At 60.7% G+C, this 21057-nt stretch carries 19 protein-coding genes, 2 pseudogenes and 2 riboswitches; of the genes and pseudogenes, 8 read left to right on the top strand and 13 right to left on the bottom strand.

The window, feature by feature from the left end; all coding sequences use genetic code 11:
• Positions 1-16: 16 nt before the first annotated feature.
• The 6 genes from F759_RS0121360 to F759_RS0121335 all read right to left on the bottom strand — a co-directional run bounded on the left by F759_RS0121360 (position 17) and on the right by F759_RS0121335 (position 5230).
• The gene (locus tag F759_RS0121360; RefSeq protein WP_027801664.1) at positions 17-391 is read right to left on the bottom strand and encodes a CpaD family pilus assembly lipoprotein; all 375 of its coding nucleotides are present in this window, start codon (positions 389-391) and stop codon (positions 17-19) included.
• Between the two features lie 10 nt (positions 392-401).
• Positions 402-1883: a type II and III secretion system protein family protein gene (locus tag F759_RS0121355; protein ID WP_152530684.1), complete on the bottom strand. Its 1482-nt coding sequence runs from the start codon at positions 1881-1883 to the stop codon at positions 402-404.
• A 71-nt stretch (positions 1884-1954) separates the two neighbouring features.
• Positions 1955-2902, bottom strand: coding sequence for a Flp pilus assembly protein CpaB (gene cpaB, locus F759_RS0121350; RefSeq protein WP_027801662.1), 948 nt, complete (start codon positions 2900-2902; stop codon positions 1955-1957).
• 12 nt (positions 2903-2914) lie between these two features.
• Positions 2915-3391 carry an A24 family peptidase gene (locus F759_RS0121345; protein WP_244438875.1) on the bottom strand — a complete coding sequence of 159 codons (477 nt, stop codon included), beginning with the start codon at positions 3389-3391 and terminating at the stop codon, positions 2915-2917.
• A gap of 107 nt (positions 3392-3498) precedes the next feature.
• Entirely contained in the window at positions 3499-3675 is a 177-nt protein-coding gene (locus F759_RS0121340; RefSeq protein WP_027801660.1) for a Flp family type IVb pilin, read from the bottom strand.
• 922 nt (positions 3676-4597) lie between these two features.
• Positions 4598-5230: a LysE family translocator gene (locus F759_RS0121335; RefSeq protein WP_027801659.1), complete on the bottom strand. Its 633-nt coding sequence runs from the start codon at positions 5228-5230 to the stop codon at positions 4598-4600.
• A 19-nt stretch (positions 5231-5249) separates the two neighbouring features.
• A riboswitch (ZMP/ZTP riboswitch) is annotated at positions 5250-5335 on the bottom strand.
• Between the two features lie 209 nt (positions 5336-5544).
• On the opposite strand from F759_RS0121335, the gene F759_RS0121330 reads away from it, so the two are divergent.
• Together F759_RS0121330 and F759_RS41085 are read left to right on the top strand one after the other, a co-directional pair.
• Positions 5545-6051, top strand: coding sequence for a GNAT family N-acetyltransferase (locus F759_RS0121330; protein WP_027801658.1), 507 nt, complete (start codon positions 5545-5547; stop codon positions 6049-6051).
• A gap of 78 nt (positions 6052-6129) precedes the next feature.
• On the top strand, positions 6130-6285 hold the full coding sequence (locus F759_RS41085; protein WP_244438874.1) for a hypothetical protein: 156 nt from the start codon (positions 6130-6132) through the stop codon (positions 6283-6285).
• Here F759_RS41085 and F759_RS41080 read toward each other — a convergent pair.
• A pseudogene (locus F759_RS41080) lies at positions 6272-6419 on the bottom strand (transposase); the annotation flags it as partial. The gene F759_RS41085 and the pseudogene F759_RS41080 overlap by 14 nt on opposite strands.
• Positions 6420-6591: 172 nt before the next feature.
• On the opposite strand from F759_RS41080, the gene F759_RS0121320 reads away from it, so the two are divergent.
• Both F759_RS0121320 and F759_RS0121315 read left to right on the top strand, forming a co-directional pair.
• A complete protein-coding gene (locus F759_RS0121320; RefSeq protein WP_027801657.1) occupies positions 6592-7017 on the top strand; it encodes a CopG family transcriptional regulator in 426 nt (141 codons plus the stop codon).
• 43 nt (positions 7018-7060) lie between these two features.
• Entirely contained in the window at positions 7061-8161 is a 1101-nt protein-coding gene (locus tag F759_RS0121315; RefSeq protein ID WP_027801656.1) for an extracellular catalytic domain type 1 short-chain-length polyhydroxyalkanoate depolymerase, read from the top strand.
• 144 nt (positions 8162-8305) lie between these two features.
• Here F759_RS0121315 and F759_RS42275 read toward each other — a convergent pair whose 3' ends face one another.
• Together F759_RS42275 and F759_RS41075 are read right to left on the bottom strand one after the other, a co-directional pair.
• On the bottom strand, positions 8306-8509 hold the full coding sequence (locus F759_RS42275; RefSeq protein WP_152530683.1) for a hypothetical protein: 204 nt from the start codon (positions 8507-8509) through the stop codon (positions 8306-8308).
• A 255-nt stretch (positions 8510-8764) separates the two neighbouring features.
• Positions 8765-8941, bottom strand: a pseudogene (locus tag F759_RS41075) (SDR family oxidoreductase); the annotation flags it as partial.
• A gap of 121 nt (positions 8942-9062) precedes the next feature.
• On the opposite strand from F759_RS41075, the gene cls reads away from it, so the two are divergent.
• The 3 genes from cls to F759_RS38180 all read left to right on the top strand — a co-directional run bounded on the left by cls (position 9063) and on the right by F759_RS38180 (position 12491).
• Entirely contained in the window at positions 9063-10334 is a 1272-nt protein-coding gene (gene cls / locus F759_RS0121305; protein ID WP_027801655.1) for a cardiolipin synthase, read from the top strand.
• A 120-nt stretch (positions 10335-10454) separates the two neighbouring features.
• Positions 10455-10949 carry a recombinase family protein gene (locus F759_RS38185; RefSeq protein WP_209440506.1) on the top strand — a complete coding sequence of 165 codons (495 nt, stop codon included), beginning with the start codon at positions 10455-10457 and terminating at the stop codon, positions 10947-10949.
• 3 nt (positions 10950-10952) lie between these two features.
• Positions 10953-12491: a sensor domain-containing diguanylate cyclase gene (locus tag F759_RS38180; protein WP_084534307.1), complete on the top strand. Its 1539-nt coding sequence runs from the start codon at positions 10953-10955 to the stop codon at positions 12489-12491.
• A 1261-nt stretch (positions 12492-13752) separates the two neighbouring features.
• Here F759_RS38180 and F759_RS0121285 read toward each other — a convergent pair.
• Both F759_RS0121285 and F759_RS44870 read right to left on the bottom strand, forming a co-directional pair.
• On the bottom strand, positions 13753-14505 hold the full coding sequence (locus tag F759_RS0121285) for a spherulation-specific family 4 protein (RefSeq protein ID WP_244438872.1): 753 nt from the start codon (positions 14503-14505) through the stop codon (positions 13753-13755).
• 174 nt (positions 14506-14679) lie between these two features.
• Positions 14680-14759: riboswitch (cyclic di-GMP riboswitch) on the bottom strand.
• 552 nt (positions 14760-15311) lie between these two features.
• Positions 15312-16175: a methyl-accepting chemotaxis protein gene (locus F759_RS44870; RefSeq protein ID WP_051377389.1), complete on the bottom strand. Its 864-nt coding sequence runs from the start codon at positions 16173-16175 to the stop codon at positions 15312-15314.
• A gap of 516 nt (positions 16176-16691) precedes the next feature.
• Here F759_RS44870 and F759_RS38170 point away from each other — a divergent pair.
• A complete protein-coding gene (locus tag F759_RS38170) occupies positions 16692-17369 on the top strand; it encodes a VC0807 family protein (protein ID WP_051377388.1) in 678 nt (225 codons plus the stop codon).
• 533 nt (positions 17370-17902) lie between these two features.
• Here F759_RS38170 and F759_RS0121265 read toward each other — a convergent pair.
• Both F759_RS0121265 and F759_RS0121260 read right to left on the bottom strand, forming a co-directional pair.
• Positions 17903-18925 carry a YncE family protein gene (locus F759_RS0121265; RefSeq protein ID WP_244438871.1) on the bottom strand — a complete coding sequence of 341 codons (1023 nt, stop codon included), beginning with the start codon at positions 18923-18925 and terminating at the stop codon, positions 17903-17905.
• Between the two features lie 558 nt (positions 18926-19483).
• Positions 19484-20440, bottom strand: a complete 957-nt coding sequence (locus F759_RS0121260; RefSeq protein ID WP_027801651.1) for an alpha/beta hydrolase family protein — start codon at positions 20438-20440, stop codon at positions 19484-19486.
• Positions 20441-21057: the final 617 nt, after the last annotated feature.

The raw sequence follows: 21057 nt of genomic DNA, 5'->3' as shown, positions 1-21057 counted from the left end.
ATGAAAGTGGCGCGCGTCATTTGGTATTGCGTGACGTGGCGGTGTCGAGCGGAATGACATGGCCGGTCTCATAGCGACGCACCGCGCTCGCCGCAACCGCGGCATCGGCCGGTCCGAGCGGCTGTGGCTGCACGAGGTCCTGCGGATTGGCGACCTGCGCCGCGAGGTTGGTGTAGGTCGCGCAGCCCCATTGCATGCTCGGCCGGCGCAAGCCCGCGTCAGTCAATAGCGACGGACGCGCGAGGCTCGCGCAATCGGGCGGCACCGCGGAGCGGCCGTCGAAGCCGATCGTCGACGCGTCGGGCATGCCGCGCGGCGGCTTGAAGCAGCCGCTGACGCTCACCGCGACGGCGCAGGCGGAGAGAAGCGTGAGAAGGCGGAGCGTTTTCATCATGTCGTGCTCAATAGACGTAGCCGGCCGCGCCGACAAGACGCGGTTGACCGGACGCGGCGGCAGCATCGCCGGATTGGCGGCGGTAGCTATATTCGACATCGCTGCTCGGCGACAGCAGCGAATCCAGCGGCGTGCGCAGCTTCGATGGATCGGTCGGCTCGACCAGATACGGCGTCACCATGATCACGAGCTCGGTCTTGTTGTTCTGATAGTTCGTTGACGAGAACAGCTTGCCGAGAATTGGAATGGAGCCCATGCCGGGGACCTGCGAAACGATGTCGGTGGTATTGCTTTGCAACAGCCCGGCGATGGCGAAGCTCTGGCCGCTGGCCAGTTCGACGGTGGTATCCGCGCGCCGCACGCTCAGGCCCGGCACCGTGATGCCGCCGGTCGTGACGCTTACCGATGTGTCGATCTGACTGACTTCCGGACGCACCTTCAGGCTGATGCGGTGGGAGTTGAGCACCGTCGGCGTGAAATCGAGCTTCACGCCGAACTGCTTGAAGTCCACCGAGATCGCGCCGTTGGTCTGCGAAACCGGAATCGGGAATTCGCCGCCTGCGAGAAAACTCGCCGTCTGTCCGGACAATGCGACGAGGTTCGGCTCCGCGAGCACGGTCAGGAGACCCTCCTGATTCAACGCATCGACCAGCGCGCGGATATCGACGTTGTTGGTCTTGAACCCGCCGAACAGCGAGAACGCGTTGTTGGTCGCCAGATTGACCGGGTAGCCGGTCTGGCCGTTCGAATTGACGATCGGCTGCGACAGGTTATAGATTGGGCGGCCGCTGAAGATGCCGCCGTAGAAGTTGCCGACGGCGCTGCCCATCGACTGCCAGTTGATGCCCAACTGCTGCGTGACGTTGCGGTCCACTTCGGTGATCCGCACGCGCAACTGCACCTGCAACGGCCGGTCGATCGTCATGCGGTTGATCAGCACCTCCTTGTCCGCCAGATACGGCGTAACCGCTTCGACGACGGCTTCGGCATCGGCCGGGTTCGGCGCGTTGCCCGCGATCTGCAGCGAGCCCTGGCTCGTGCTCAGTTGCACGTTCATGCCTGGAAAGCGCGCGGCGATCATCGCGCGCAGGCTGTCCATGTCGCGGCCGACCACAATGGTGCGCTGCACGAGTGTCTTGTTGTTGGCGCCCAGCACGTACAGCGTGGTCGTGCCGGCCTTCTTGCCGAGTACGAACACGGCAGTCGGCGACGGCACCTGAACATCCGCAACGGCCGGGTCCGCGACGAACACCGAGGTGGCCGCCTGTTCCAGGCGGACCAGCGTGCCCTTGCCCGCGCTGATGTTCAGCGGCGTCGAGCTCGCGTCCTGCGCACCCGCGCGCGCCGCGACATTGCCGTGCATGATCGTTGCGGGCGTTGCGACCGCCGGCATCTGCGTTGCCAGCGGAGAAGCCGCGAGAGACGGCGCGGTGCCGAACACCGCGAGAGCCATCACCGATGTTGCTCTGCGAATCGAACTGAACTGCATGTGACCTTCTGTGTGCTGGCGGGTGGACCGGGCAAGCGGTGTACAAGCGGTGCGAATGGCACGCAACGTCATCAGCGCGCTGCGGCAATGGAGGGCAGCGGCGGTGTGCCGTCGCTTGCCGCCGCACTACCCGCAGACGTTTCCGATTTCTCGGAGCCTCGATAGATCGTGACTGGCCGCGCCATCGCGGGCGCGGGCGCCGCGGCGGCCACGACCTGGGCCTGGCGCGAGCGCGGCAGCTCGCGCACGGCGCGCGAGATGTCGCCGGCCCACACGGGCGCAGGCTGCGCGGCGGTTGCCGATGCCGCTGTCACCGGATCGCGTGACGCGGTGGCGAAGCTGCGCAGCGCGAGCGACAGGCTACCGAGACGCGCGGCGACCGACACGACTTCGCCCATGCGCGGTGTGACTTCCAGCGTTACGGTGCGGGCGCGGTTGTTGAGTACGTCAGGGGTGTCGCCGTTCTTGGGCCGCTTGATCTCCGAGCCGACCGCAAGCACGCGCACGTGTTCGACCACGGTTTCGCTCGACACGGCGAGGTCGGGCGAATCGGTACGGCGATCCATCTGTTGCGTGAGCAGGAGGTCCACATAGTCGCCCGGCTGGATCAGACCGGCGTTGCCCGAGACGTCGTCCACCGCCACCGACACCGCGCGCATTTCGGGCTTCAGCGTGGCTGCGAGAAAGCCGGGCGCGCTCGGCAGGATCACGTCGTCGGCCATCAGCATCGTGCCGGCAGGCGCTGCGTGGCGCAGCAGCGCGCCCTTGAGTTCGGGCGCGTCGCTCGCTCCGGCGACGATCGCGCCGGCCGGCACCTCGCTTGTCGGCACGGCTTTCCAGCCGAGATCCTCGTCGCGCAGCAGAAGGCCTTGCGGCAGGTCGGCGGCGCTAACGCGCACCTTTTGCGTGTTGACCACCGGCTTGGACGGATGCGAAGCACTCGCAAGCACTACGCGCACGATCAGCGCGATCAACACCGCCCCGACGATGAGCACGGCGAACTTGATGACATTTGACATGGGGACGACGTCCTATCGCTTGAGGATCAGCGGCAGCAAGGCCGGAAGCACGATCGCCAGACCGCCGCCGAACGCGAGGGCCACGCCGTAGGGGACGCCGCGCGCACCTGAAAACATCGCGAGCGCTCGCAACAGCCTGGAACGCTGGTCGGAATTCATGTTTCGCGTGGCAAGACTGATCAGGGACACTACCGTCCCGATCACAGAAATCAGAGTCAGGGCCGGCAGTGCGAGGCTCAGGCCGACCCACAGGAAAATGACCGAGGCGAGCTTGGCATCGCCGCCGCCTAACATTTTTGCCGCGAACAACGCGGCACAAACAGCAAAGACGCCCAACGCCAACGCGAGATGGACGATCACCTGATCGATGCTCAGGCGAAGCACGGCCGCGTCGACGAAAAACAGCACACCGATTGCCAGCACGACGCGGGTCGGCAGTCGCCGCGAACGAACGTCGGTGACAGCGAGCCAGAGCAGTGCACCCAGCACGGCAAGACGAATGACGAGAGACAGTGCGTGCACGATGGGCTTGGTAGGGAATCGGCTTAGGGCGGGCAGAGGTCCTGGCAGGTGGGCCCGGACCTCGACGCGAACGATTAACCCGCTGCGTTGGTGACCTTGGTAAACAGGTTGGTGAAGATGCTGCTGATGCTGCTGCTGAATGTCGTGCTGATCGCCGTCAATGCGACGACGATAATGCCTGCCAGAATCGCGTATTCCATGGCGCTGACGCCACGTTCATCACGAACGAATGCTTTAAGAAGCTTGGTCATGTAATTCCCCGAAAACAGTTAGATGGACTCGCCCGGGAAGGCCAGGAAACCCGGTATGGCCAGCCACATCCCTTGCTTTTTGTCCGGACAAAACCTGGAGTCGGATATGAAGTCGGGACGGCCGGTGACTTTGCTAACGGCTTGGGAAACGCGAACTTTAGTGATCCATTGCGAATTTGTTTTGCCAGGGCCTGCCGCCCGGAGATATTTCGGACCCTGTAATTAATTTCGCCAAACGTTTGCGTAGCTGATTCCGGGGAAAAGGCGTGCAATCGTCGTCAAATCGACTCGGGGTCTGGACGGCACAATGGTGAGGATCGGAAATTAATGCCGATTCCGTAGCCGCCGAAAGCACTTCTTTCGAAAACTTACTGACGCTCGCGGTCTGCGAGAAGGTGATGCGCGAAAGTGACAGCGCGCTTCTCAAGTGTCGAGTCGGGCCGCACCGGTCGCGCACGCTCACGTATCAGTGGCGCTTGTGCTTTCGGGCTGAGCGAGTTTCCGCGGGTGAAACGAGCGCCCAGAAACCGGGCAATGAGAAGACCGGCCGGCGTCGGCCGGTTCGGATGGCCGCGTGACGCTGGTCCGGCTCGCCACCTGGCAAAGTGCGACCGTCGCGGTTTCAGCCAGTTTGAGACATTCGTCCCTATGGCCTGAATTGCTGACAATCGGCGAGTGCAGCGGCAGTCCGATCATTCGCTCCTGGGAGCCCCACGGTGAACGCCGTATCGAAGCTCGCACCGGCAAGGTCGACAAACGATCGTCATTGACGATTCCGATGGATGCCGGAACGGCTTGAACGAACCGCTGACGATGGACAGTTGTCGCAACCCTGCGGGGGCGCGGCACGTTGAGGCGCAATGTTCCCGTCGGAATCCGATGGAATGCGCTTCAGTTCCACAAAGGCATCGGTAAGCCGCCATTATTTCCTGGATTCATACGCCATACGAACCGCCAGGCCTGTCAAAACGCTCCCCATCAGCCAACGTTGTGCAATTAACCACAGTGGGCGTCCAGACAGGAAGGTAGCTATCGATCCGGCCATCACGGCAATAATCGCATTGACGGCGAGGCTTATCGAAATCTGGACGCTGCCGAGCGCCAGGGATTGGGCGAGAACACTGCCATGCCCCGGCGCAATAAACTGGGGAAGCAACGACAGATACATGACGGCGATTTTGGGATTCGCCAGGTTAGTGATAAACCCCATGCAAAAAAGCTTTCTCGGGGTATCGACCGGTAGGTCGCGCACCGCGAACGCGGACCGTCCGCCAGGCTTAACCGCTTGCCAGGCAAGATATAGAAGATACAGAGCACCGCCAAAGCGAAGCGTGTCGTATGCGTAAGGTACCGCAAATATGAAAGCCGTAATCCCGAGTGCCGCGCAAAGCATGTAGAACACAAAGCCCAGAGCGATGCCTGCCAACGAAATGAGGCCCGCGCGCTTACCTTGGCAAATTGAGCGGGAAATCAGATAGATCATGTTTGGTCCGGGCGTTAAAACCATTCCCAACGCTACAAGACCGAACATGAACAGATTCGCGAAATCAGGCATAACCTTCTCCAAAGATGGTAGGTGATGCCCAGGCGTGCGGCGGCTAAAGACCCCCATGCTCCCCGATAGTGTCCTATCTAAAATGCGCCAGTCACATGAGAACGAAGATTATTGCACGGGAAAAATATGCGGGTTAGAAGATGCGGGGGACGCTTGGTAAGCGTCCATTGTCGACGAAGTGGAGCGGCGGCTACGGGTCGACTAAGTCAAACCCATCGGGTAGTGGTCGGCTAGTCTCGGACGTACGACGCGGAGGCCAGAATCGCTAACGATGATGCGTCGACATTCTCGCCACGAGCAAGGACTTGCCCACAATGCTTATTCGCCCACTCAGCGCCTCGGATGCGCCATCCTTTCAGTCGCTCCGTCTCGCCGGACTCAGAGACTCGCCAGAATCGTTCGCATCGAGCTATGAAGAGGAGGTGGATCGTTCGCTAGATCGCGTCGTGAATCAATTGGCAATGCGCAGCGACCACGGTGTCTTCGGCGCTTTCGAAGGCGCCCGTCTCATAGCGATTGCGGGACTCGGGCGCGAAAGCCCGCAGAAGCTTAAACACAAGGCGTTCATTTGGGGTGTCTATGTAGCGCCGGACATGAGGGGGCGTGGCGTTAGCAGGGTGCTCCTCACCGAAGTTCTCGCCTTCGCCCGCGCCGCATCAGACATTGCACAGGTGAACCTGACGGTCAACGCAAATAATGCCGTCGCGATAGGTCTTTACACGTCGCTTGGATTCGAGCAATTTGGGATCGAGCGCAATTCTATGATTGTCGGTGGGCGATACCACGACGAGATACACCTGTCCATCAGGCTTGTCGGTTAGGCTCGTGGCGTCGAGAAAAGCGTTGCGACGACTGTACTGGAGCATCTGTACATCGCTCGGCAATATCAGGGAAAGGGGATGGGTTCTGCTGTGCTCGGCTCCATCGTTGCGGACGCGAATGCGCGATCAACCCTCGTCAAGGTAGGTGCAGTACGCAATAGCGACTCGAACCGTTTTTATCAGCGACATGGTTTCTCGAAGATCGACGAGGCGCAATGGGATCGATCGCGATGAGTCGCTGGTTGGAGATGGGCACGCGATGCGTGTAGCGCGACAGATATGCGAGTACGGCCTCGGGGTCCGGCGAAGGGGCGCTCCGCATGGACCACCCATTCACACGCGCGCAGCGGCGCGAGCCACCGGGCGAAGGTACGCACATGCGTGCATGGCCTCCGTCGAAACAGCTTGGCCCGTCGAGCCTTGCGGATCATATAAGAACTCACCGGATCACGAGAGAGTCACGGGACAGCAAATATCAAATGTTGCGGTGCGATGAAATTTGGCCTATAACCATCCAATGGGATGGCCTTAGGATGGAAAATGGAAAAAACCGCATCACTTGATATCACCCGCCCGAAGGGCGGCGAGTCGGAAAAAATCACGATCAACCTCGGCCCCGTTGATCTCGGGCAAGTAGATCTGCTCGTGCAGGAAGGCTTCTATTCGAACCGGACTGACCTGATACGAACCGCTATTCGCAACCAGCTCGCGCTGCACGCGCAGGTTGTCAGGGAAACGGTGAGCCGTCGCGCGCTTGTGCTCGGGCTGCAGCATTTTTCACGGGAAGAGCTTGAGGCGGTTCGTGCCGCGCACCAGCGTCTCACCATTCAGGTGTTGGGACTGGCCAGCATTGCTGCCGACGTCACGCCCGAACTCGCGCTCGCGACCATCGAAAGCATCGTGGTGCTGGGAGCCTTTCACGCCTCGGCCGCCGTCAAGACAGCGCTCGCGGACAGAATCCACTAGCTGCGCGACGCCCAATACGCAACCTCCAAACTGGACAATTAAGATGAAACTTGATGAAGGTTTCCTGAACTCGATGCGCGAAGCAATGACTGTGCTGCGTACTCGCGGCCCGGCGGAAGCTACAAAAGCGATACAACGCACACTGCGAGGGAAGACAGATGGCGCCGTGAACAGAAGGGCGTCGTGGGTCGCAACGCCGGAAGCCGTTACCTTTCCGTTCGAAGCGCCGACGACAAAGGAAGCCGCAACCTTCAACGCGCGGGAACCGCATATTGACGTCGAAGACAGAGGATATTTCGGCACGCACGCGTATTCGAACGCCGCAGGCCGCCGCCAATATCGGTTGTATGTGCCGGCCGGGAGCACCGGCGAGCTGCTGCCATTGATTGTGATGCTGCACGGCTGCACACAGAACGCCGACGATTTCGCGGCAGGGACGCAGATGAACGTACTTGCTGAGCGGCATCGATTTCTTGTCGCTTATCCGGTGCAGCCGCAGCAGGCCAATCCATCGAAGTGCTGGAACTGGTTCAAACCCGATGATCAACATTGCGAACGCGGTGAGCCGTCGCTGATCGCAGGCATAACACGCGAAATCATCGCCGCCCACAACGTCGATCCTGCCCGCGTGTATGTCGCCGGCCTGTCCGCAGGCGGCGCAATGGCGGCAATCATGATCGCCGAGTATCCGGAGCTATATGCGGCCGCGGGCGTGCATTCGGGTCTTCCTGCGGGATGCGCGCATGATCTTCCTTCTGCGCTCGCAGCGATGAAAGGCGGCAGGCGCCGCAGAGAGGCCCGGCCTTCGAAGCAAGGGACAGCGTCGTCACCGAAGCGGCCCATCATCGTCTTTCATGGCGATGCGGATGCCACGGTTCACATAAGTAACGCCACACAGCTCGTGCAAGGCTTTGAGGCACCGCATGACGGCAGCGAGTCGCGTCGGATCGATGCTGGCCGACGGGCCTGTACCGTCTCGCGGCTGGCTTCCCCGGACGGTGTCGACGCCGAGCTGTGGACGATTCACGGGGCACCGCACGCGTGGGCAGGCGGCAATGCACGCGGCAGCTATACGGATCCTGCCGGTCCGGACGCGAGTGCCGAAATGCTGCGATTCTTTCATGAGCATCCACAGCGGCGATGATGCGGTCCGCTCATCCGTACACTTGCGATTGCTACCGCTCAGAATGCAAAGGAAGCCCGTCCGCTAACGGGATAAACGTGCGGGCTGATAGATGACTCACAGTGGGATGCATGTCAGCAAGTGGGCGATGCCCCGTTTGGGCGGTCATTCACGAGCGGCCGGTTGCAGTTGGCGGTTCACGTTGAGACACTCAAGCTGGTCCGTTGAACGTTTCAAATCGCCGACATCCCGCTGATTTAGCCACTTGTTCAGCGTGGCTTCAGGGATTTTTTCTGATTGACCAGCAGAATCCAGGAACGGCCGCGCAGGAACTGCCCGTTCCTTGACGAAATGCGTGTGCCCCTCCATTCAGGCATCAATACGATCACCCCCATACCGCAACAACAGGGGGTGAGCGCAGAGATTCAATGCCGGGCGCTGCTCTGGTCCGACCAGTCGTGATGGTAATCCAGCCGTCCAAGCAGTTGTCGGCGCATTTGCTTCCGGTGATAGTGAGCAGCGACGAACGCTGTTGTCGTCACCAGCGCGAATGAACCTACGACGATTGCCACTGCTTCGCTCGAGGGAACCTCGGTTGCGGATCTCTCGGGTTCACTGCAGGTGTTACCCTCCGTTGATCGCGATGTTGGCTCTGGTCACAAAGCCGGCTTCGCGCGAGCACAGATAAAGCGCGAGTGCGGCAACTTCGTCCGGCCACCCGAGCCGGCCGACCGGGATCTGCGGAATGATCTTCGTCTCGCGGATTTCCTCCGGCACTGCCATCATGATCTTCGTCGCGATGGTGGCGCAAAGCTAAGGCTGGATCCCGGCGAAGCGCTGAGATAAGCATTGATCCATCCGCCGTCCGGAACGCTCGTACACTAACGGTTCCGGACGAATGTCCGCTACGCGAGGCCCGCGCATGTCGACGATTGCCCTGATTGTCCTCACTGTTGCAGTCACGCTCGTCGTCGTGCTTCTCATCGCGAATCTGACGAGCGGCGAGAAGAAGATCGAGCACAAGATCGAGCGGCTGTACGCCAGCCACGATCCGCAATTCATCCGCTCGATGGGGCTGCTGCTCGGCCCGGCCGTCGTCGGAGGCAATCGCTTCGAGGTGCTCGTCAACGGCGACGAAATCTTTCCGTCGATGCTGGAAGGCATCCGCTCGGCGCAGCGCACGATCACCTTCGAAACCTTCATTTACTGGTCCGGCGCGATCGGCGAGGACATCGCACGCGCACTCTCGGACCAGGCGCGTGCGGGTATCGCCGTGCATGTGCTGCTCGACTGGGTCGGTTCGTCGAAGATGGACAAGCGCTATCTCCGGATGCTGCGCGACGCGGGCGCGGAGGTCATCCAGTATCACAAACCGCATTGGACCGGTCTCGGCCGCATGAACGACCGCACGCACCGCAAGCTGCTGGTGATCGACGGACGCATCGGCTTTACGGGCGGCGTGGGTATCGCCGACGAATGGGCCGGGCACGCGCAGGACGAGAAGCACTGGCGCGATACGCATTTTCGCGTCGAAGGTCCGGTCGTCGGACAGATGCAGGCCGTCTTTATGGACAACTGGGTCAAGGCGACAGGAAACGTGCTGCACGGCTCGCACTACTTTCCGGAGATCGACGCCGCCGGCAACGGCCTCGCGCACATGTTCAGCAGCTCGCCTTCGGGCGGCAGCGACGACATGCAACTGATGTATCTGATGGCCATCACCGCCGCGACGCATTCCATCCACCTGTCGAGCGCGTACTTCGTACCGGACAAGCTGACGATCAATGCGATCGTCGAGGCGGCGAAGCGCGGCGTGAAGGTTCGCGTCATTACGCCCGGCAAGCGCATCGACGCCCACACGGTGCGCGAGGCGTCGCGCGCATGCTGGGGCGACCTGCTCGCGGCGGGCATCGATATGTACGAATATCAGCCGACGATGTTCCACTGCAAGCTGCTTATCGTCGACGAGTATCTGGTGTCGGTCGGCTCGACGAACTTCGACAGCCGCTCGTTCAAGCTCAACGACGAAGCGAACCTGAACATCTACGACCGGGATTTCGCGCGCCAGCAAACGGCGATTTTCGATCGCGACGTCGCCCAGGCAAAACGCATTTCGCTCGACGACTGGCGCCGCCGTCCACTCCTCGAAAAGCTGCTGGACCGCGCTGTCGCGCTGCTCGATTCGCAACTTTGACGTTTGGATCGCCCGAGCGACCGCTGCGGACTATGACTCGCCTGCGAGATGAGCGCTTTCCTGATAGATTACGCCCGCGTTTCGGCGCAGGACTAGAGCCTGTGCAGCCACGTAGCGCAGTTGCGTCCCGCGTGGTGTGGGCGGGTTGTCGCCGAGAAAGTCATCGGCACCCGCCGCACGCGTACACAACTCGATCACCTGCGCGCCGGTGGCACGATTGCTGTGACGCGCCTCGATCGGCTCGCTCGTAGCATCCGCGATCCGCCGGGCATCGTTGAGCGCATCCGCGACGCCGGCGGCGGTCTGCGCAGCCTCGCCGAGTCGTGGGCCGATACGACGACGAATGCTAGCCGCATGGTGTTGACGCCGCGCGGCGGCATGGCAGAATTCGAGAGCGGTCTGATCGTTGAGCGCACAAGCGGCGGCCATGGCACAGCGAGGACGCGCGGCACGAAGTTCGGCCGTAAACCAGCGCTCACGCCGGCACAACTACAGCACGCCTATTGCCTCGCCGACGAAGGGAATATCAACATGCAGGCAATCGCGACGCTGCTGGGCATTCATCGGTCCACACTTTTCGGGCTTCTGTTGCAGCGCCCTGACAAGACAAGGTAAACAATGCCACTGTCCAATAACAATAAATTTCGCCGATGGCTCCTGGGGCCCCGCGCCATTTTTTATGGTGGCTTCGCAATCGCTCTCGTCATGGTGTCGCTGTGCGCACTTTCCCTGTACCAGAGCAGGCAGGACGCAATGGACCGGGCCCGTGAAACGTCGCGGAACGTCGCGCTGATCGCCGAGCGCGACATCGAGCGCAATTTCGAGCTGTATTCGCTTTCCCTTCAGACTGTTGTCGCCGGACTCGGCAATCCGAAAGTGATGGCTTTGCCGCCTGATCTGCGAAATCAGTTGCTGTTCGACGGCGCCACGGCCGCAAAAAATCTGGGTTCGATGCTTGTGTTCGATGCCTCAGGCAACATCATCATCGACGCTGGGAACGATACGCCGCGCAAGGGCAACTTCGCCGACCGCGACTACTTCAAGGTCCATCGCGACAACCCCAACGCGGGGCTCTACGTCAGCGCACCGTTTCACTCCCGCCTGCGCAACGGGTCGCCCAGCATCGCACTGAGCCGCCGGGTATCGAATCGTGACGGCTCGTTCGCCGGCATTGTGCTGATGGCCATCAACCTTGACTATTTCCATGAGCTCTTTGCCGGGCTGTCGCTCGGGTCGCACGGTGCAATCTCGCTGATTGCCAGCAACGGTCTCATGATCATGCGGCAACCTTACGATCCGAAGGTGATCGGGCGCGACATCAGCAAGGCGAGCACCTTCCGGCACTTCCAGTCCGCCCCCGAAGGCAGCTTCTCGGACACCTCGTCGATAGACGGCGTGCGCCGGCTCTATTACTTCCGCAACTTCTCCGCGCTGCCGCTGATCATCATGGTCGCTGAAGCAGAGCCGGATATCTATGCCGCGTGGCGCCGGCGCACCGTGAAAATCGGCACCCTCATGGCTGTCTTCGCGCTGGGTTTCGTCGCGCTTTCATTCGTTCTCGGAACGCAGCTGCACCGACGCATGCGCGCCGAGTCAGAGTTGCAACTGCTCGCGAGAACCGACAGCCTGACGGGCCTTAACAACCGCCGCACACTTGGCGAGATTCTCGAGAACGAGTGGCGCAGGGCGAAGCGCGCGCGAAGCGTCTTCTCGCTCCTGTTTGTCGATATCGACCGTTTCAAGGCTTACAACGACACATACGGCCATCAGGCGGGCGACGATACGCTCACTGCGGTGGCGCGATGCATTGGCGAGAATATCCGGCGGCCGGCGGACACGGCTGCCCGTTATGGCGGTGAAGAGTTCATTGTTGTGCTGCCCGACACGTCGCCCGACGGCGCGACCATGATCGCAGAGAAGATTCGGCTCGCCATCAGTGAACTGGCCATCGAGCACTCATCAAGTGAGCACGGGCGCGTGACGGCGAGCATCGGCTCGGCGAGTTGGACTCCTGATCAGGACGCCGATGTTAGAACGGTCATCAAGGCGGCTGACGAGGCGCTGTACAACGCCAAGGCGACCGGCCGCAACAAGGTCGCGGTGCGTCATGCGGTGTCTCCGACGGCTGAATACTCTGCGCCGGCCGGCAAGGAATGAGAAGTAGCGCCCCGGGTGTTAGTGCCAGTTAGGCATGAGCCGGCCCGCGATCCGGCGACCGCAACGCCTACTTTTCCGTGCGGGAGTTGCGGTGAAGGGTCACAATTGTCTGATTCGCGTCAATCCGGCGCAGCACCTGCAGCCTGACAACGTCAGGCTGATCGTGGAGTTCGGAAGAAAAGTTCAGGCGCGAGCCAGACGGCCAGTCAGGCGGCGCCATGGAGCAACGATGAATTCACTGCCCGGCTGCACGACGCCGTCCGTGGCGTCCTCTGGCAGATGAATGTGCGAGACGCCGAAACACAGCGCGCGCAACCTATCGAGCAGATCGAACACTTGGACGTGAGGCGAGTTTCGTGCGGCTGCTGGACCTGCTTGGCAGCCTGCGACATCGGCTCCAACGCATTGCCGGAGGCACGGCCCCGATCATTTCACTGAAGCTCCGTCGAATTGACCGTGGGCCGGGAGAGTGTGCCGCTCACGACCATGACCGCCCAAGCGAAGCCGATATTGACGTCGTCACACGCCGGCGCGGCTCGATGAATGGAACGCTGATGGCTGTTTCGCGGCACGATCTCATCCAGGCAGCACACAGTTCATGCTGCGAACTTTGTCCAACTTAACGCGCCGAGCTGTTGACGTTGATCAGGCCGCGCCAGGCGGTCCCAAAATCTTTGCACGGCCGGGGCTACCGCGAAGGTCACAGCGGTCCAGCGCTGAGCCGAGGTCAGCGATGAGCCGTCTGAACAGAAACAAGAAAAGCCCACAAAACGCTGGCTCTTCCCTTGAAAGTCAGCTTACCTGCCTATAGCGATAACCTTTTCCTTGCATGCAGAGGCCGATCAGTCGGGCACGCCTGCTGGCTGGCGTCTTATTCAGCTGGACCTAATACTCGCAACCAGATCGAACGTTCGTTGTCTCGTGCTTCGATGTCCCGTCTTCCGTCCAGGCAGGTGGGGCTGCGCGCGGGCAGGAAGCAGTAGGACGCCTGCTACCGCGAGACAAAGTTCTTTTTCATTGATCTCTCCGATTCACTCTGTTCAGAGGCACCGGCGAAATTGTGGATCATGTTGGTTGATCCGCGTCGCAAGACGCGGTATCAATGAATTGCATCGCTCGTGGTCAGGGTGGTTCCGTCGTTCGCCTGTCAACTCCGCATCGTTGCCAACCACGCAGGCAGCTCGGACATCAAAATGACTGCGGATCGACAAACTCGCCCACGTACTACGACTGGCTTACGCCTCGGCGAGTTGAGCATGTGTCACGGCGCAATTGCGTCCGCAACTTCGTCGTTCCAGTAGGGCGGCAGCGCCTTATAGGGGTTCGAGCCGGACAGCGAAGTCACATACACGCCGCCAGCGCCATGTGTTTTCGCGTATTGAACGATGCCAGGCAACTGAGCGGCGGTGGCGCCGTACACCATATGCACAAAGCGACTCTTGGCATAGCCCGCCTGCCAGCTCATCGGTCGATATTTTGCGTAGCTCTTCGCGGTACTTTCGAACACGACGAACTGGTCGGCGGTCGGCAAGCTCGCATACAGTTCGGCCATGTCCGTGCCCGGATTCGCCGTTACGGAATAAGCCGCGTTCATTCCTTTGATGTAGTTGTAAATCGACTGGTAAAACTGAATGTGAGATATCTTGCTGTCGGTCGTCATTTCGTCGATGAAGAAACCGTCGATCTTGTACAGCCCGGCAAAAGCATTGATATCGGCGACGACCGCGGACAGCGAGCGCTTTCCATATCGGGTGGAAATATAGCCCAGCACTTTGCCGCCTGCGGCGTGGAGGTTCGCGACGGCGGCCGCATAGTTGGGGTCGTGCGTCGCGCCGGGCCCGTTGTCGGGGTTCAGGATCGCAGTGGTCGGCACCTTGCGGGCCGTGGCCGTCAGGGTATTCCAGTTCGCGATGCTTCTGGTCGCATTAAAGTAGGACGGCACGACGAGGCTGGTCGCCGCGCTTTGCGCGAACGCGTTGCCCTGCAGACAACCGGCCAACAGTGCAGCGGTCACGCCGGAACGTCTCAGACAGATCGCCGTGCGATGTAGGAGCCTCGCGTTTATCGCCGAGTCGATTGCGCCGACAGTCCTTAAAGCCCCGACAGCGCCCCTTTCCCGATTTCTTCTCATGTAGCCTCCTGACGCGGTACTTCCATACCCGCCGTCGATTGGCCCGCCGTGGGTACGGCGGGCAACTGGCAAACTCCGGTGAGGGAGCCCCTATAGTTTTGCGTCGCCGGATCGCTCCGGGTTTGCCCAACTGCACTAACGGCACCGTCCAACTTTTCTTAAGAGACGCATTTCAGTCTGCGCATGAATCAGGGGAGTGTGCCCCCTGATGAGCAGGATTTCGGCCTTCGTTTGACCTCGGTTCGCTTCGTCGGGGTATTCTCCATTTGGGAACCCTTGCAACGCGGCTTGTCGGGCAGCTAGTCACAAAGCGTTGGCGACAGGTCCAAAAACTGCCCCACCCCGATAGAAGGGCCGCAATTCGAGCCGCAGCACGGGAAGCCGGGACGCTTGGCGTTGTGGCGGTCCTGCAAATGGATGGCCGGGTTGTGTGGGCGTTCGATGGCGCCACGGCGCTCGTGCTTGCCAGGCAGACGCGTCCCGATCTGGTCGTGACCTGGAAAAAATTCCTATTGTTCTGTGTCGCCGCTTTCGTCGCCCGATGACAGTCACCGCCCGTCTACGTCTCCTTTTGATTTCGCTCACAATACGGGTTACGTTGCGTGCTGCGCTGACAATTTCCGCCATCGTGGCGCCAGCACGGGTCGCCAGTGCGGCTCCGTTGTGGACCTTTGCGTCCGACCCACTGATCAGTTCCCGATCTCTTTTGCCGCGGCCGCCGAGCGTTGCGCCAGTGCGCGCACTTCTGCTGCCACCACCGCAAATCCACGCCCTTTCTCGCCAGCTCGCGCAGCTCCGACGGCGGCATTCAGCGCGAGTATGTTGGTCTGGAACGCGATACCCTCTATCGCGCCAATAATGTCAACGACCCTGTTCGATCCCGATGACATCTCCGCGATCACGTCAATGACCTGCTCGACAACATTCCCGCCGCGCGCCGCGATCTCCGACGCGTTTTCAGCGGGCGTGCTGGCCTGCCGTGCATTGTCGGCGTTCTGCCTGACCGTCGCGGTCAACTCCTCCATGCTCGATGCTGTCTCCTGCAACGTCGCCGCCTGCTGTTCGGTGCGCGCCGACAGATCGATGTTGCCGCTTGCGATCTCGCGCACGCCATGTGCGGATTGAAGCCGTGCCGTGGCGGACTTGACCGACCGCGGCAACGGGCTCTCCTGCATGGGGGAGAGAGCAGCCATTAGACGGCCCATTTCGTTGACGCGCACGCTGGCGATCTGCCCCGTGAGATCGCCAGCGGCGATACGCTCGAAGCGCTGGATCGCCGAGTTGATCGGCCGCACTATGGACGCTGTCGCCAGGAAGCGCGCGAACAGCCCAAGCGCGAGCGCGGCAAGTCCGACCGTCGCAAACACGCAGCACAGCAGATGAAAATGTTCCTCAGCCAGATCGAAGCGTGCCTTCTGCTGCTGCACCTGGACATTTTTCAGGGCGAGCAGGGCGCTTTTATAGTCGCTGGACAACGCCTCACGCGCCTGACGCTCCGCGGTCCGGAACGTGATGAAATCGTTCTGGTCGAGCGCCGCGACTGCGGGGGCCATCCCCCCACGATGCGGGCCTGTTTCAGATCTACGGAACGTTGGTCTTTGGCCAAATAGCATCGACGTATCCAGTATCAAGAAAAAACGCTTCCATATATATGAGCCCATTGTCGACGATATTGCCATCGCCGCCGACTGGCTGCTTATGGCTGAAATGAGGCGGGAGCGTCTGAACCTGACGTGGACCTTCGCCTGGTCGAAACAGCGCCAGTGACGCTGAGCAACCTGTTTTGCTTGAGCCGGTCTCGCCGCAGCTTAAGCTATTCGCAGCGGCACCTGATTGGCGTACGGCAAGCTCTTACGACATCCCCGAGGCCAGATACCTTGGGGATTTCCACAGGCTTTCGAGAGACGGGCGGGCGAGTGTGCTGACGGCGTCGGATGCGCCGGATGTGTAAGACGCGACGGAGTGTCAGGATGTGCCGAATACGCCGAATACGCTGTCAATGAAACGATTTGCGCTCGCGCGCCAAGTCCAATCATACTGCGCTCTCCCGCCAACCGACCCGGATTCTCATGAAGCTTCGACTGCCTTTCGTGCTCGAACTCGCCGTCAACTTTCTGCTGCCGTGGCTCGCCTACCGGCTCGCGCTGCCGCATATCGGCGGGACGGGAGCGCTGATTATTTCGGCCGTGCCGCCCATTCTCTGGACTTTGATCGAACTGGTCCGCTTCCGGCGCGTCGATGCGCTTAGCATGATGGTGGTGGCGGGCATCGTGCTTTCGATCGCGGCGATGGCGCTCGGCGGCAGCGCGCGCATGCTATTGCTGCGCGAATCGCTGGTTTCGGGGCTCATCGGCGTGACGTTCCTGCTGAGCCTGCCGCTGCGCCGCCCGCTGATCTTCTACCTTGCGCGCGCCACTGTCGCCCGCGAAATAGAGGGCGGCGCAGCGCGCTTCGGGACCCTGTGGCAGGAACGGCCGGCGCTCGTCTCCTCCATGCGGCTCATGACGCTCGTTTGGGGTGTCGGCCTGACCGGCGAAACGGCCCTGCGCTCGTGGATGGCGCTCACCTGGCCGATCGAGCGCTTCCTCGCCATCTCGCCCTTGATCGGCTATGGCATTTACGGCGCGCTGACGGGCTGGACGCTGTGGTATCGCAAGACGATAAGTAGCCGGGTTGCGGCGCAGGAACAGACTCAAGCGAAGACGAACAGCGTCACGGGTAAGTCGGCGGCGCCACGGAGCGAGTGACCGCTCCCGGCGTTCGCCAGTTCACCATCTCGACCCTGATCCGCCGTTCGGACTCGCGCGATGTAATGACGGTGCGAAAGACATAACAGTCATCCATTGACCTGCTTCCGTGCAATGGGATTGCCGTTCGTCCTGATGTCGATTGACCACCGTCATAGGCAGTCTGCAAGTCAAGACGCTTCCCTGGTCGATGCCGGCACTTTGGGCAACGTGTCGCCCCTATGCATTTCGAGAAGCCGTTTGGTCAGTGTCAGCCCAATACCGAGCCCGCCGGAACCACGCGTGGCACTTTCATCACCCTGAAAAAACATCTTAAAGATCGCCGTCAAATTCTCGGGCGTCTGAAGTTTGGGATTTATGCTGTACTTTTTCGAAGATTGCGCCATTGGTCCTATTTTCGCGCGCGTCAACCGAGTGCTGACGGGATTGGTCAGACGGCGACACGTATCTGCAGGTCGGCACGCCGCCTTTCAGGCTACTATTACATGCGCCTGAAGATGTCGCACGAGCGAAGCCTGACGCTGTGTCGCGCCTCACTTAGCGGCGAATATCGATATCCCGCCATTGACGAACCCGTTCGCCGCGCAACCCGGACACCCCGCCGGCGATGTGGCGGAAGAGTATGGAACGAAAATGAGTCCGGTCGCCGGGTCAATCGCAACTGAGTGCGCGTTATTGCCCGTGTTAAGGCGGGCGACGACATTGCGATTGCCGGCGTCGACGATCGTCAACACGGGCGTGCATGGAGATGCCACCGAGCAGGCACCGTTCGTCGACGCATTGCCAGAAGATGTCCAACGGCTCGCCGCGTTGTAGTAGCGATTGGTAGGCACATCATATTCGAGCTGGTCGCCGCCGCCTGCGTTCAGGGACGCCACGAGCGCACCGTTCGACCGGTTGAAGATCTGCATAAGCAAGGGCGCGCCAGTCGTAGCTTCCCGGCATCCAACCGCAATATCGTTTCCGGGTCCCAGTGCCAGCCCAGTAGGATCACAATTGCCTTCGGAGTACATCGCGATGCCCGCAAGGGTTGTGTAGTTCTGCGTGCCACCGTTCGGTATTGCGCGAATCGACGCCCCCGGCAATTTCACCAGTTCACCGTGAGGATTCGCCGTGCTTCCGTCAACGTTCACATAGAAGTTGTCGCTCGCGGCGTCGTACTGGCACGCTTCGAGGCCCGCGGTGGGCTTGCCTGCCAGGTCCGTGAACGTCACCTTGGCGACGATGGTCTGCGTAGCCGCGTTGATGAACGTGGCGAACGGGGGCGTCTCTTCCGGGCTGGAGATCATGAAGATGCCATGCGTGGGATCCAGACAACCTTCATCTGCGCGCACGCCCGTCGCGCTAACCGTGATTTTGCTTGTCACGACGCCCACGGCGGGATCGACCACCTTCACAGAGTTCACGTCGCCCACGAAGATGAGGTTGCCGACCGGCGTCGCGCCGTCCGGACCCGCCTGCGCATTCGGCCCGGGGCCAAGTCCCGTGAACGCGAGAGGCCCGCTTCCCTGGATGGCCTTGACAAAGGTCTTCGATGGGATGTCGATTTGATCCAAAGATGCGTTATTCCTGTCGGTGAAAAAGTATCGGCTACCTAAAATGGCGCCGATGTCGAACGAGAAGTTTACGCCTGCCTTAATGTTCGGGGCCGCAATGTCCGATACATAATGCGGCCCGCTACTGTTCAGATGGTCTCCACCGCAGCCTGCGATCGCGATAGCAGCAGACGCAACCAATGCCTTCGTCCACATGTACCTCGGCATCGCACACCTCCCATCATCGTCGTCGGAATAGACTTACCTCAACCGCGCGCCGGGAAGAAATAACAGACGCTGCTATAGCTTAGGCATTTCCTTGAGCAGTTATCCTTATCGTTTTCCCCGGTAGTAAATGTCGTGCTTCAGATTTCCATAAGATTTGATATTTCACCGTGTGCATAGCCAACGTTCATGCTCGACACGGCGCGCTTCCCACACATCGTCAACGCCACGAGGCAAAGCGGACTGGCGCAGATGATTGACGCACAGCAGTCGCTCGAATGGCGCTGTCCCGACGATGGTGAACGGCAGCGTCTTGCCGACGCCGGTCGTCCTGTTGAAGGTTGGACGACGTGCTCAACGAAGGTTCGCTGTGAAAAACTGGAGCGCCATTTGGTCGAATAGTGTATGGAAGGCGGCTCGATCGAATCCGGCGGCATCGACGCACACCTCAGGCGCGCTCTGCATTAGTGAGGCGGGGCATGGAGCGAGAAACGCGAAATGCGCCGATTTCGGGACAACGTGGAAGTCTGGCCGCTTGGGAAGTGCATCCGCAAGCGCCGGCATGGTCTCAGGCAGCACGCCGTCGCCACCAAATTGGGAGGCCCAAAGCTGAATGGGCGCGTCCACATTCTGAAGATCGCCTGACCGTGGAAATTCATTGAGCGGATCTGCCAGCACGTAGGCCTTTATGCGCTCGTCGTGAGTTACTGTCATCAAGGGCTGCTTTTGCTGCTTGATCTGCCGACAGATTGGGAGGTTGGGGTCCGCGCAGGGCACATTTGCATGAGCAAAGTCCGGATTGCCGCCAGCTAACACGAGCCCGGTGTATCCACCGCGCGAGAAACCGAAAAAACCGACCTTGGTCGCGTCGATTTTTCCCGCATCGGGAGCACCGGCAAGCATGAAATCGACGAGGCGCTTAATGTCCGTCGGCCGCTCAACAAACTCTGAGATATCGGCCGCATGGCTCATGTCAGAGAACGTATCGCCCGGATGGTTGATCGCTGCGACGACGAAGCCGGCATCTGCCAGGACTTCAGCAAGATCGTGATGTCCCAAATACGATCCTCCGTGGCCGTGAGAGACAACGACGAGGGGTAATCTGTTCCCAGCGGTAGGACAGTCACGCCGCCCTCGCAAGACGTACGGACCGACTGTCAAATCCTCTGCCGCCTCCGCGCACGGTGTCCAGACAACTGCCTTCAATGCCGGACCGGTATCATCGGCGGGAACGGTCAGGAATTTGATTCCTGCGGCGTGCGCGACCGTCGCAGACAGACAAAAAAGCACAAGCGCCAGGAAGGTTCGCATCCGGTATTCCGCCTTATAAGAGGTTACGAAATCGATTAGGCGCGAGCTTCCCGCCTACCGCTAAACGACATTTCCTGCTGAACCCAGATATGGGTGGGTATCGATCCGGTGGGGACGACCAGATTTATAGCCGCGGTTCCGATTACGAGGTCTACATGGAATCGCGCCTACGTGGGAGCCCACGGAATTACCCGGCCAAGCGGTTGTAAAGAGAATCGTATGTGCGTGGGCCGTTCGAAGCCAGCTTGCCGTTCAGTCGCCCGGGCAGGCATTGCAAGGCCTGGTATTTTGGGGTTTCAGTTCCGGACGGCCTCGAAGAGAACTATCGACGGACATGCTTCAGCTCCGGGCCAATATCGTGAACCGATGGCTCGCAGCGCGTCGCGGCGTGGTTCTCTCGCGACACGCGCATATACGATGAGTTGTCTAACCTGAACCGCATGATTCGAATGCACAGGCCCCGAGTGAGGCATTTGACGGCCAGTTGGACTACGCGCTGCCGACGCGTTGTCAAACTTGGAATCGCACACGGACATAGATGACGCCTGCGCACCGGCAATCGGACACGACCGCAGTAAGACAAGGCAGCGAAGTTCGAATCATGGATTCGAGATAGT

This window comes from Paraburkholderia dilworthii (genome assembly GCF_000472525.1).
In the GTDB taxonomy this organism is placed as follows: domain Bacteria; phylum Pseudomonadota; class Gammaproteobacteria; order Burkholderiales; family Burkholderiaceae; genus Paraburkholderia; species Paraburkholderia dilworthii.
This window is presented reverse-complemented; position numbering and strand designations above follow the sequence as displayed.